Genomic DNA, 12423 nt, shown 5'->3' on the forward strand with positions numbered 1-12423 from the left:
ATTATGATCAGCTTGGATTATTATATGATGAAAACATCCTCATGCGCAAACGTGCATATCGGGACGCTTTTTAATCTGAAAAAACAGCCGCTAACACATCGTGATAACGGCGCGGCGTTTCCGGTTCAACTGCTTCTATTTTAGCATAATCAGCCTTGTGTGCTCAAATGGAAACAAAGGCATCAGTGATCCCGGCGGGCAATCATCTCGCAAAAATCATAAAGGAGTTCTTTTTCCAAAGAAAGCGTCGAGATTAGCTCTTTCGCCTTTTCAATATGCTCGCTGAGCTTTTGTTTAGCGCCATCCACAGAAAGGATTGCTGGATAGGTCGATTTCCCGTTTGTCGTGTCAGAACCGATCCGCTTGCCGATTTTATCCTCGGACCCCTCCAAATCCAAAATATCGTCTCTGATTTGAAAAGCGATGCCGATATGATGGCTGAATTCGCGGAGCTTTTCGATTTCATCTTCAGGTGCATCGGCCAGAACGGCGCCGGCAATCACGCTGAAGCTGAGGAGCTTGGCCGTTTTTCCTTCGTGAATCGTCTGCAGGTCCTCAAGGGAAATGGATCTTGATTCAGCTTCCATATCTAAAATTTGGCCGCCGACCATCCCTTCGGCCCCCGCCGCTGAAACCAGCTCATTTACCAGTCTCAGGCGCTTTTCGGCGGAGACGTCTGCCGGCATCTGCGAAGCAATCAATTTAAAGCTCTCGGTCAATAATGCGTCTCCTGCCAGAACCGCTGTCGCTTCTCCGAAAATTTTATGGTTTGTCGGTTTTCCTCTTCTTAAATCGTCGTCATCCATACAGGGAAGATCATCATGGATCAACGAATAGGTGTGGATCATTTCGACCGCACATCCGACCGGAATTCCGTCCGCTTCATTTTTGCCGTAAGCATGAAGAAGCGCAAGCACCAAAATCGGTCTCAGCCTTTTTCCTCCCGCTTCCAAAGAATAAAGCATGGATTCTTTCAGGGATGTCGGCGCTTGCAGTTCTTGTATATATATAGGAAGGCGTTCTTCGATCAATGCTTTTCTCATTTTTAAAAAAACATCCAGATTAACGCTCACCTTTTTCCTCCTCCCGGACACTGAAAGGAGCTAATTCGCCATTTTCCCGCAAAATATAGTCCATTTGCTTTTCAACATTTTGCAGTTTTTCGTGGCACATTTTTGAAAGAGTCATGCCTTCCTGGAAGTAATCGATCGCTTTTTCCAAAGGCACATCCCCTTCTTCAAGCTTTGCTACGATCTGTTCCAGACCTTTCATGGCCTCTTCAAACGTAACGTCCTCCTGGTTTCTTTTCTTATCTTCAGCCATTTGTTTCGCCTCTCTTTTGCCGTACTTCACAGGCCAAAGTCCCGTCGTTTAATTTGACAAGGATTTCGTCTTTTTCCTCGACCTGTTCAATACTTTTAATCAGTTCGTTTTCCTTATATGTCAAACTGTACCCTCTTTCCATGACTTCAAGAGGGCTCAATGCATTCAGTTTACCAAGAACCGTTTGAAACTGCGAGTGAATGTGCTTAAGCTGCACTCTCATGTTCCGTTTCAGCCGGTTTGTCTGTTCCTCATGGCGCCTTTTCGCTTGTTTCAGCTGTTCAGCCGGATGTAGCATTTCCAATTTGTACGTCTTTTCGTTCAGCATCTGTTTTTTTTGCTCCAGTGTCAAGGCCAGCTGTTTTTGAAAACGGTCAAACGCGAGATCAAACTCCTGTTCTTTTTGGGCATAGAGCCTTTTGGGATAGCGGAAAGCATAGGACGACTGAAGGTGTTTCACCCGCTCCTGTCTTTTTTTTAGATCCTGTTGCATCGTGTTTGTGATTCTTGCTTCAAGTGTTTTTAAGCGCTCCAGCAAATCAATGATATTTGGGACCGCAAGCTCGGCGGCACCCGTCGGAGTTGCAGCCCGCAAATCAGCTGTGAAGTCGCTGATCGTAAAATCCGTTTCATGCCCGACGGCGGAAATAATCGGAATGTCGGACGAAAAAATGGCTCTGGCGACGATCTCTTCATTGAAAGCCCACAGCTCTTCAATCGACCCGCCGCCGCGTCCGACGATTAATACGTCGCACAACTCTCTGCGGTTGGCTTCTTCAATGCTGTTGACGATAGACTGGCTCGCGTTTGTTCCCTGAACGAGAGTTGGAAGGACGATCACTTTTACAAGGGGATATCTTCTTTTAATGGTGGTGATGACATCCCGTACAGCCGCTCCTGTAGGAGAAGTGACAACACCGATGACAGATGGAAAGGCGGGGATGGATTTTTTATGTTTTTCGTCAAACAAACCTTCTTGTGAAAGTTTTTTCTTTAATTCTTCATAAGCCAGATGAAGCGCACCGATGCCGTCTGGTTGCATTTCCTTCGCATAGAGCTGATAGCTGCCGCTCGGTTCGTAAACCGAAATGCCGCCTCTCACCAACACCTTCATCCCGTTTTCAGGGGTGAAGCCGAGACCTTTGTTTTGTCTGGCAAACATAACGGCCTGGATGCGGGCATTGTCATCCTTGAGCGTAAAATAAATATGTCCTCTGCTATGTATTTTCACATTTGACAGCTCGCCCTTGATCCAAAGATCATCAAGATGGGGATCGACGTCAAACTTGCGTTTAATATATTTTGTCAAAGCCGTGACCGTGACAAATGATACTTCACTCATGGCACAGTCTCCTTTCTTAGAGGCGCAGGTAGGTTCATCCGCCGGACATCATCCGGCGGGTGAACGTTTTTTTAAAGGGAACGTTTCGCTGATTTTACCGTGTTATGGGCAAGCATTGTAATCGTCATCGGACCGACGCCTCCGGGTACAGGCGTGATATATGATGCTTTTTCTTTTGCCTCATCAAACGCCACATCTCCGGTGAGCTTTCCGTTGTCAAGGCGGTTGACGCCGACATCAATGACAATGGCTCCTTCTTTTATCTGATCCGCTTTGATAAAATTGGCTTTCCCCACAGCTACGATCAGCACATCGGCTTTTTTCGTGTGCGCCGTTATATCGGCCGTCCTTGAATGGCAATATGTGACGGTTGCGTTTTCGTTCAAAAGCAGCTGGCCAACCGGTTTCCCCACGATATTGCTTCTGCCGACGACAACAACCTCTTTCCCTGACAGATCAATGCCGGTTTTCTTCAGCAATTCGACGATTCCCGCCGGTGTGCAAGGCAGGAATGTATCTTCGCCGAGCAGCATCTTTCCTACGTTCAGCGGATGAAAACCGTCAACATCTTTGTCAGGAGATATCCTTTCAATCACCGCTTGTTCGGAAATATGATCCGGAAGAGGCAGCTGGACAAGAATTCCGTGAAAGTCGTCATTCTTGTTGTACTGGTCGATGACTTCAAGAAGTTCCTGTTCAGAGAAATCTGCGTCAAAATGGTCCAATTGGAAGCGCATCCCCATAGCTTCAGCTGCTTTTTTCTTTCCGCGTACATATGAAAGAGACGCCGGATCATCACCAATTAAAATAACGGCCAATCCCGGGGTAACTCCCTGTTTTTTAAGCTCTTCAACTTCCTTGGCCAGCTGCCCGCGCTTTTCTTTCGCTGTTTCTTTTCCGTCGATGATGGTTGCTGTCATTTGCTCTCCTCCTAAATTATTCAAGGTCTGATTTAATGTTAGAAAGAACACCGTTTACAAACTTCGCTGACTTGTCATCACCAAATTGCTTTGCCAGTTCTATCGCTTCATTCATAGAGACGTTGACAGGTATGTCGTCCAAAAACAGCATTTCATAAGCGGATAAACGCAGAATCGCGCGATCGACATTGGCGAGCCTGTCGAGCTTCCAATTGACGAGATGACGCTTGATCATCTCATCGATTTTGCTTTTGTTCTCTAAGACCCCGTAAACAAGCTGTTCGAAAAAAGCATCGCTTTCAAGGCCGTCAAGGGCATGCTGCATTGCTTCTTTCGGTTCTATATCGCTGACATCAATCTGGAATAATGACTGCAAAGCCTTTTCTCTTGCTGTTCTTCTTTTCATCCTTACTTTTTCTCCTTTAATCCTCTTTGCTGCTGCCGCTTAAGCCACAAAGAGATCATATCATATTTTTAGTGTTTTCGCATGCGAAAATCGTGATTTTATCGCCAATAACCGAATAATAAACAATAAACTCCCAACAACATTCGTTTTTATTTTTGCGCCGGGTCTTTCATTGCTTTTATTTTTGATCGATACCACCGGAATGATGCTTATGAAAAATGATTTTTTAAACACACGGAACATGAAAAAACCAAAGGGCCGACATTCCCCTTGGTTCTCCCAAAAAAGTGCTACATCTCTTGATCGATTTCCACTTCTTGTGTTTTTGAATCAAATTGGACTCCAACGATATGAATGTTGATTTCGTTAATCGACAGAGCCGTCATATTCAGGAGCGTCTGGCGGATATTATCCTGGACGGCATTTGCAACTTTAGGAATGGAAACGCCGAATAGCATCACACAGTAGACGTCAATGATAATGCCGTCGTCGGTCAGATCAACTTTGACGCCCTTGCCGTGATTCTTTTTTCCAAAGCGTTCTACAACACCTGTTGCGAAATTGCCGCGCATTCCGGCAACGCCTTCAACTTCGGAAGCGGCGATTCCGGCAATCACCTCAATGACCTCCGGAGCGATCTCCACTTTTCCTAAATGATCTTCTTCATGGCTCATTTCCAATAAGCTGTTGTCGTCTTTCAATCTGCTCACCTCCGTATAAATTACGACCCCATTACATCATATATTTCTAAAAACTTCGTATTAAATTCTCCGCTTACAAATGTTTCATGGTCAAGCAGCTTCAAATGGAAAGGGATCGTCGTATGAACGCCTTCGATGACGAATTCGCTCAGCGCCCTCTTCATTCTTTGGATCGCTTCCTCCCGCGACTTTCCATATGTGATGACCTTGGCAATCATGCTGTCATAGTACGGCGGAATCATATAGCCCGGATATGCAGCTGAGTCCACTCTGACGCCGAGACCGCCCGGAGGCAGGTACATCTCGATTTTTCCCGGAGAAGGCATGAAGTTTTTCTCCGGATTTTCCGCGTTAATCCGGCATTCGATCGCCCATCCGTTAAAGGCGACTTCATCCTGGGTCAGGCTCAGCTTCTCGCCTGAAGCCACTTTGATCTGCTCTTTGATCAAATCGACGCCGGTCACCATTTCCGTCACCGGGTGTTCAACCTGAATCCGCGTGTTCATTTCCATGAAGTAATACTTTTGTTCGCGGTAGTCATAAATGAACTCGACTGTTCCCGCTCCCGTATACTGAACGGCTTCAGCCGCTTTGACCGCCGCCTGACCCATCTGCTCCCTGATTCCTTCATCAAGCGCAGGCGAAGGGGTTTCTTCAATCAGTTTTTGCAGCCTTCTTTGGATCGAGCAGTCGCGCTCACCCAAATGAATCGTGTTTCCGTGTGTGTCTGCAAGGACTTGAATTTCGACGTGCCGGAAATCTTCAATATATTTCTCGATGTACACACCGGGGTTGCCAAACGCTGTCGCGGCTTCCTGCTGGGTGATTTTGATGCCGTTGATCAGCTCTTCTTCCGTCCGGGCAATCCTGATTCCTTTTCCGCCGCCTCCGGCAGTTGCCTTTATAATCACAGGATACCCGATATCGCGTGCCAATGAAACCGCATCTTCTATATCCTCAATAATTCCTTGAGAGCCCGGTACGATCGGAACGCCGGCCTGCTTCATCGTTTCCCTTGCGACATCCTTTGTTCCCATTTTGGAGATCGCGTCCGCGGTCGGTCCTACGAAGGTGACGTTTACTTCTTCGCAAAGCTCTGCGAAATCTGAGTTTTCCGCAAGAAAGCCGTAACCCGGATGAATCGCGTCCGCCCCGGTCATTTTAGCAACGCTGACGATGTTGGTGATGTTTAAATAGCTGTCTTTTGAAAGCTTGGGTCCGATGCAGAATGCTTCATCGGCCATCTGTACATGAAGCGCCTCTCTGTCAGCCTCTGAAAAGACGGCAACTGTATCGATTCCCAGTTCTTTACACGCTCTGATAATTCTGACAGCAATTTCTCCCCTGTTCGCAATTAATAGCTTTTTTATCATCTCAATTGCTCCTTACTCTGCTTTTACTAAAAATAAAGGTTGTCCGTATTCAACAAGCTGGCCGTTTTCAACCAGCACCTCAACGATTTCACCTTTTACTTCAGCTTCGATTTCATTGAAGAGCTTCATCGCTTCGACGATGCAGACAACGGAAGATTCCGTCACCTTTGAACCGACGGTTACATAAGGATCAGCTTCAGGCGAAGACGATGCATAAAACGTCCCGACCATAGGGGAGGTGATTTTATGAAGGTTTTCATTGGCGTTGGCGGCTTCCTGTTGAGCCGGCGCTTCCTGGACGGGCGCTTGCTTTGCCTGAACAGCAGCTTCTTGTACCGGAGCCTGAACAGGAACGGCCGGCGCCTGCTGGATGGTTTGTACGACACCGCTTTGTTTTTTCAGTTCAACCTTCGATCCTTCGTTTTCATATGTAAATTCATTTATCGAAGATTCATCAATTAATTTTATCAATTCTTTAATTTCATCAATTTTTAACATGCTATCGCACTCCTAATGAAAAGATTTATCATGTTTATCAGTTAGTACTAAAAGTACATACTATATTCATCTTACAGGAGAGGAATGCCGAATTCAACTACAATCATAAAGGCGCCTTGTCAGCCCGCGGCTAATAGGCGCAAAAAATCCCGCTTTCTGCAAGCGGGAAACGGTTTAATCAGCAGGCTCAAACGTTACGGCCACATCGTTTAAGTTTTTGACTTCTTTTGCGACGATATCGATGATATCAGCAGCGGCAGATTTGGAATGTTCTTTCGCTTTGACGGTAATGTTGACTTTGTCGCCGTCAGCATTTACAAGAGCGTCCTTGTATCCTTTTGTTTTGATCAATGTCTCCAGCGTTTTTTCTGTTCCCTCCGCTTCGCTGAGCTCATTCATTTTATCGTAGGCTTCGCTTTTTTCCTTAGCTGTCGCTTTGTCGCTTCTGACGATCTCGGTTAGCTGCTCCCTCTCTCTGCTGCGCTGATCGTCCATTTCCATCCGATATGTCGTAAATACATCGTCGCCGGATGATTCCTCTGTGACAACCTCTCCATTGCTGCCGCTCTGTTCACTGGCTGACGTTTCTTTATCTTTTCCTTCGGTCTTTCCTTTTTCGGACTCTGTGCCTTTATCTTTCCCAGGTTCCTCTTTTGCAGGTTCCTCTTTCGCCGGTGCTTCCTGCTTTTCTTTTTCCGCGGCTACTTGTCCTTCTTGATCCACGGAAACGACGTTCTCTCCTTCAGGTGACATGATGTAATAGACACTCAGCACAACGACAAGACTTAACATGGTTAAAAGCCAGACCGTTTGTTTTTTCAGCATCATTTATGAATCCTCCTTCATTTTTTTAGGGGCGACAGCGACGCGGTGGCTCGGGACATCCAAAAACCTTGTCACTGCTTCAATAATGGTCTTTTTTATTTGAACGTTGTCGACTCCCTGAGCGACAACGAGGACACCTCTGATCTCGGGTTTTTTCGTCTGAACGACAACAGGTGTTTCTTCCTGGCCGTTTTTAATCATGACGATCTCTTCGTCTGAAGAAATTTCCGTCACCGTCCGTTTGCCTCCCTGTTTATCCGTCTCACTTGTCGATGTCTCTTGCGTCTTCTGATTTTTTTCAAATACTTTCAACGATGTTGCGTCAACATTGACGACGATCGAGACATCGTCAACACCGATGATCGTTTCCAAAATTTCTTTCAGCTGATTCTCGTATTCTTGTTCATAATCATCGATAGACTCCTTCGGCTTCTCGTTGCCCGTCGGTTTAAACACTTCTTTTTCCCGGCCCTTTTCGCTCGTTTCAGTGCCGGCTTGCTGCGATGATGCGGGCTCGGTCTTGTGATCTTCAGAAGGTTCGGCAGAAAAGATCTGGCTTACCAGCATGAAGGAGACACCGAGAACAAACAACAGCAGAAAGTAATGATATTTTGTGAGCTTCTTTCCCTCTTTCTCTTCGTTCGGGAGCAGTTGTCCGATCAGCTTTCCGATCCAATTTTTATTCATGGCCGCTTTGTTCTCCCCCTTCTAAATGAACTGTGATCTTGCCGGGGTCCATTTCCCATATGTCTGCCAGCTGCTCGGCGATTCTTTCCGCTTCTTTCTCCTCTTGATCGCGCTTCGAGCTGTAGCTTTCCCCCGGGTTGATGTCCACCGGGGCGACGGCTTGGACCGTTTTTTCGGAAGCGGAGCCCATGAAGACTGCAACCTTCATATGTTCAGCGATGTCTTTCTCAGATTTCAGGTGTTCGTCTGAAGAGATTTTGACTTGTTCTATCATATATTGGTCATGATTGAACATCTCCTCCGCCCTCTTTTTTAATTGAACAGCCATCTGTTCTAAAATATATGCTTGCTGTGAGGCTTGTATTTCTTTTTTTTCTGAATTCAGCTGATTTTTTATTTCTCCTGACTGAACTTGTCCATTCTCGGTCAGATGTTCGAAAATGACTTCCGGATCGGTGCGGAACAGCGTGAAGATCGGCTTCAGGATGACGACGATCAACAGCAGGCTGATGACCATCTTCGCGTATTTTTGCATGCTGGAATTCGGCAGAAGCATATCGATGACGATGGCAAGCAGAATAAATAAAATAATATTTGTGAGCCACTCCGTCAAAAATTCCACATGAGCCCCTCCCCTACTTCATCATCATGGTCAGATTCCCGGCTGTAATAATGACGGTTAAGCTTAAGAAAAACATCAGCGAGACGATAGCCATCGCCGCGAAAATATAGATCACGCTTTTGCTGATGACATCAAGGCAGCTGATCACCGGCCCTCCCCCAAGCGGCTGCAGAACAGCGGCGGCTATTTTGTAGATCAATGCCAGCGAGAGGATTTTGATGGCGGGAAAAGCGGCGATGCAGATCAAGATCGCAACACCGAGGATTCCGACGGTGTTTTTCAGCAGAAGAGAAGCGCTGATCACCGTATCTGTCGCTTCTGTAAACATGCGGCCCAAGACGGGGATGAAATTGCCGGTGATGAATTTGGCCGTCCTCAGGGTGATTCCGTCCGTAACCGCAGCTGAGGCGCCCTGTACAGATATGACCCCGAGAAATACGGTTAAAAAAGCGGCCAGCGTCCCGATTGCCACATTCCTTAAAAGCTGGGCGAGCTGTGTGACCTTGTATTGTTCTGTCATCGTGCTGACGATGCTTAAGATCGCTGATAAAAACAAGAGCGGCAGGACGACATATTGGATAAACAAACCGCTGGAGTTCATTAAAAAGAGAATCACAGGATGAAAAAAAGCGGCTGAAACGGCTCCTCCTGAGCTTGCCAGCAGGGCGAGGAGCAGGGGTATGAGCGACAGAATAAAGCTTGTCATCGATTGAATCGCTTCATTCGCATACGTGACGGCGATCCGAAAACTGTTTAGCGCAAGAATAATCAGGACCATGTAAACGATCGCATAGGCGACTTTGCTGACGGTGCTCTGCTGGAACGCATTTTGCAGCAGCTGGAGCAGCACACAAAATATCGTTAAGAGAATCAAGGTCCCCAGGAGTTTTCCGCCAGCCAGCACTTCATGGAACAAGTAGGAAAACAGCGCCTTGACCCATTCTTCAGGGGAAAAATGCTTTTCTCCTTTTATAAAATCCAATAAACTTCCTTTTTGACTTTCAGGAAGATAGCCCCCATAGTCTGTCATGATCTTGTTCCAAAACTCTCCCACACGGTCGAGTTCCAATGCCTCGGCCTGCTCTTTTGCCATCGCTTCAGCGGATTCTTCCGTTTCTTGGGCTGAGCCTGCTTCCTGCGGCTCCTCGTCCGCTGCTTGTACATCCCGCGCTCCGAAGCATATCATCCCGATGACAAACAGCCAGAACAGAAAACGCTTCATACTAAAGAACATCCTCCTTTCTGACTAGGACATCGAAGGGATCAGCCCGATGATGGTTTCGATAATGACGGTTAAAATGGGAACGGCCATGACCAAAATGAGGATTTTTCCTGCCAGTTCGATCTTCGAAGCAATCGCCCCCTGCCCGGCGTCCTTGGCCAGCTGTGCGCCAAACTCCGCGATATACGCGATACCGATAATTTTCAAAATCGTTTCGACATACATCATGTTGATATTTGCATTGGCGGCTATTTTTTCAATCATGCGGATGATTTCATAGACCTGATCCATTAGGAATAAAAAGATAGTGCAGCCTGCAAAAACGACAATGAGAAAAGCAAAAGTCGGTTTCTGCTCTTTGACAATCAAGCTGAGGAAGGTTGCAATCATTCCCAATCCTACGATTTGAACGATTTCAATGAGTAAGCCCCCCTATCCTTGAAATAGAAAGACAGCTTTTATCTTTTGGAACAAATCATCGACGACAGTAGCCACCATGAATAAAATATAAATAAATCCTAAAAGCGTGACCCATTGGGCATATTCTTTCTTCCCCATTTGGTCGAGTATGGTGTGGAGAAATGCGACGACGATTCCGACGCCGGCTATTTGAAAAATAATGTTTACGTCTATTCCCATTTCATGTATGCTCCCCTCTTCATTACATCAATAGAAGAATCAGCAGCAGTCCTGACAGGAACCCAAGGCTTTTGACCATCTTTTCGTTTTTCGCCTGCGCCAGATTCGCTTCAGCTTCTTCTGTTTCTAAATGGGTTAACGCCAGTTTGATATGTTTTTGCTGAGAAATCAGATCATGACGGCCAAGGGTTTCTCCAAATTGCCGCAAAATATCAAGCTCTTTTTTCTTTAGAGCCGTTTGCGGCCATACTTTCTGCAAACTTTCTTCCCACGCCGCTCCGGCCGAGACGCTTCCTTCTTCCAGTTTTTCAGAAAAGGTTGCAAATATGGAAGCGACGGGCTCTTGCATCTGCTCTGCGATATGATGGGAAGCCGTGCGGAGCGGTGTGTGTCCATACATGATTTCAGCTTCCAGCGACTGCAAGGCGGCCAAGAGCTGACGGATTTGCTTCGGCCTTTCCCTGAAAGGTTTGGCCATTTCAAATCCCGTCCATGTGGCAGCTGCCAAAATCAGCGCTGCTCCCAAAAGCTTCAGCATGATAACACCCTCTGATTCGCCCCGAGCGGTTCTCCATCACCATTGTAGATGCGGTTTAAGCTGCCCGGGCCGTTCTTTCTGGAAAGCTCGACAATTCGCTGAAATACGCCGTATTCCCTGAGCAGCTTCAGCGACGGGCGCTTGGCGATATCTGAATATGTGAATCCGTGGGCGGACACAATAATTGTCACTCCTGCATGCACCGCTTCCAAAAGCGCTTCAGCGTCTTCCATTCGGCCAATTTCATCTGCAATCACAACGTCCGGGCTCATCGAACGGATCATCATCATCAGACCTTCCGCCTTCGGACAGGCGTCAAGAATGTCGATGCGATCGCCGAACCGGTATTGAGGAATGCCGTTAACACAGCCGGCAATTTCCGACCTTTCATCAACGATCGCCACCTTTTTGGCGGGGATGCTTCCGTTCCCCGCGCTAATCAGCCTTGCAAGATCTCTAAGCAGGGTTGTTTTGCCTGTTTGCGGGGGACCGATGATCAGCGTGTTGAGCCACATGTGTTGAAACAAATGGGATGCATACGGCTTGGCGATACCGATTTTTTCTTTGGCAATGCGAATATTGAATGATGAAATGTCCCTGATTCCTTTGACGGCCCCGTTTTCCACGACAACTCTGCCGGCCAGGCCGACCCGGTGTCCGCCTCTGATGGTGATATAGCCTTTTTTCAGCTCTTCTTCAAGCGTATACATGCTGTAATCGCCCAGTCTGGTCAAAAACAGCGCCGCATCTTCATGTGTGGCGGTATAATTCAAAAAAAGCGAATGCCCCTGGCGGACCAGTTCCAGCGGACGACTTGTCCTTATCCGAATTTCTTCTATTTGATCTGCTTCATGTTTTTTAAGTCCGCTGAGCGCGCGTTTTATCGTGTCAGGGAGAATCTCTGTGATGTGGTGCAAAAACACTCCCTCCTTCTCCAAGCTTGTCTTCTATAAAAATGTATGTTCAAAGGAAGACTTTATGACAAGTCCGTCTCTCCCCGCTGTTTTGGCTATTTGTAGATGCCTGCAATAATAAAAACAACACCCATGAAAATCAAAACAAGTTTGGCATATGACAGCTGCCCTGCAATTTGATATATTCCGATTGTCATCGTAATAATAAAGATCAGCGGTCCGACCATTGCCAGAACGCTGTTAACCGCCACCGCTTTGCGGACATCGTTCATCAAAAGCATCACGATGGCGGCCGTCAGCTCAATCAGGGAGGAGACAACCCTTAACGCAGCCATCGATAAAACCGTCGGATTGACTTGTCCAAAGAAAAACTTCATCATCTTAAACCTCCAGTAACACTTCCGGCTTTTTTT

Annotated in this window: 17 protein-coding genes; all 17 read right to left on the bottom strand. The window is 46.8% G+C overall.

Features of this window, described 5'->3' with window-relative positions:
- Positions 1–182 precede the first annotated feature (182 nt).
- Positions 183–1043 carry a polyprenyl synthetase family protein gene (locus P3X63_RS13370; protein ID WP_481748579.1) on the bottom strand — a complete coding sequence of 287 codons (861 nt, stop codon included), beginning with the start codon at positions 1041–1043 and terminating at the stop codon, positions 183–185.
- Positions 1044–1062: 19 nt separating this feature from the next.
- Positions 1063–1323: an exodeoxyribonuclease VII small subunit gene (locus P3X63_RS13375; RefSeq protein ID WP_026587806.1), complete on the bottom strand. Its 261-nt coding sequence runs from the start codon at positions 1321–1323 to the stop codon at positions 1063–1065.
- Complete coding sequence (gene xseA / locus P3X63_RS13380; RefSeq protein WP_026587807.1) at positions 1316–2665, bottom strand: exodeoxyribonuclease VII large subunit; 1350 nt, start codon at positions 2663–2665, stop codon at positions 1316–1318. The genes P3X63_RS13375 and xseA overlap by 8 nt, the downstream gene beginning before the upstream one ends.
- 71 nt (positions 2666–2736) lie before the next feature.
- Positions 2737–3585, bottom strand: coding sequence for a bifunctional methylenetetrahydrofolate dehydrogenase/methenyltetrahydrofolate cyclohydrolase FolD (folD, locus tag P3X63_RS13385; RefSeq protein ID WP_026587808.1), 849 nt, complete (start codon positions 3583–3585; stop codon positions 2737–2739).
- Between the two features lie 16 nt (positions 3586–3601).
- Complete coding sequence (gene nusB, locus P3X63_RS13390) at positions 3602–3991, bottom strand: transcription antitermination factor NusB (protein WP_026587809.1); 390 nt, start codon at positions 3989–3991, stop codon at positions 3602–3604.
- Between the two features lie 290 nt (positions 3992–4281).
- A complete protein-coding gene (locus P3X63_RS13395; protein WP_035428366.1) occupies positions 4282–4665 on the bottom strand; it encodes an Asp23/Gls24 family envelope stress response protein in 384 nt (127 codons plus the stop codon).
- Between the two features lie 47 nt (positions 4666–4712).
- Complete coding sequence (gene accC, locus P3X63_RS13400) at positions 4713–6065, bottom strand: acetyl-CoA carboxylase biotin carboxylase subunit (protein ID WP_026587812.1); 1353 nt, start codon at positions 6063–6065, stop codon at positions 4713–4715.
- Between the two features lie 12 nt (positions 6066–6077).
- Complete coding sequence (gene accB / locus P3X63_RS13405; protein WP_026587813.1) at positions 6078–6563, bottom strand: acetyl-CoA carboxylase biotin carboxyl carrier protein; 486 nt, start codon at positions 6561–6563, stop codon at positions 6078–6080.
- 174 nt (positions 6564–6737) lie between these two features.
- Complete coding sequence (locus tag P3X63_RS13410) at positions 6738–7388, bottom strand: SpoIIIAH-like family protein (RefSeq protein ID WP_026587814.1); 651 nt, start codon at positions 7386–7388, stop codon at positions 6738–6740.
- Between the two features lie 3 nt (positions 7389–7391).
- On the bottom strand, positions 7392–8075 hold the full coding sequence (spoIIIAG, locus tag P3X63_RS13415) for a stage III sporulation protein AG (protein WP_026587815.1): 684 nt from the start codon (positions 8073–8075) through the stop codon (positions 7392–7394).
- On the bottom strand, positions 8068–8697 hold the full coding sequence (spoIIIAF, locus tag P3X63_RS13420) for a stage III sporulation protein AF (protein WP_026587816.1): 630 nt from the start codon (positions 8695–8697) through the stop codon (positions 8068–8070). Before spoIIIAF ends, spoIIIAG begins: the two co-directional genes overlap by 8 nt.
- 13 nt (positions 8698–8710) lie before the next feature.
- Positions 8711–9919: a stage III sporulation protein AE gene (spoIIIAE, locus tag P3X63_RS13425; RefSeq protein WP_026587817.1), complete on the bottom strand. Its 1209-nt coding sequence runs from the start codon at positions 9917–9919 to the stop codon at positions 8711–8713.
- A gap of 24 nt (positions 9920–9943) precedes the next feature.
- A complete protein-coding gene (spoIIIAD, locus tag P3X63_RS13430; RefSeq protein WP_256860478.1) occupies positions 9944–10339 on the bottom strand; it encodes a stage III sporulation protein AD in 396 nt (131 codons plus the stop codon).
- Positions 10340–10351: 12 nt separating this feature from the next.
- Entirely contained in the window at positions 10352–10558 is a 207-nt protein-coding gene (spoIIIAC, locus tag P3X63_RS13435; RefSeq protein WP_026587819.1) for a stage III sporulation protein AC, read from the bottom strand.
- A gap of 22 nt (positions 10559–10580) precedes the next feature.
- A complete protein-coding gene (gene spoIIIAB, locus P3X63_RS13440) occupies positions 10581–11096 on the bottom strand; it encodes a stage III sporulation protein SpoIIIAB (protein ID WP_026587820.1) in 516 nt (171 codons plus the stop codon).
- Entirely contained in the window at positions 11090–12013 is a 924-nt protein-coding gene (gene spoIIIAA, locus P3X63_RS13445) for a stage III sporulation protein AA (protein WP_026587821.1), read from the bottom strand. Before spoIIIAA ends, spoIIIAB begins: the two co-directional genes overlap by 7 nt.
- 92 nt (positions 12014–12105) lie before the next feature.
- A complete protein-coding gene (locus P3X63_RS13450) occupies positions 12106–12387 on the bottom strand; it encodes a YqhV family protein (protein ID WP_026587822.1) in 282 nt (93 codons plus the stop codon).
- Positions 12388–12423 lie beyond the last annotated feature (36 nt).

Origin of the sequence: Bacillus sp. HSf4 (genome assembly GCF_029537375.1) — a bacterium.
Lineage (GTDB): Bacteria > Bacillota > Bacilli > Bacillales > Bacillaceae > Bacillus > Bacillus sonorensis_A.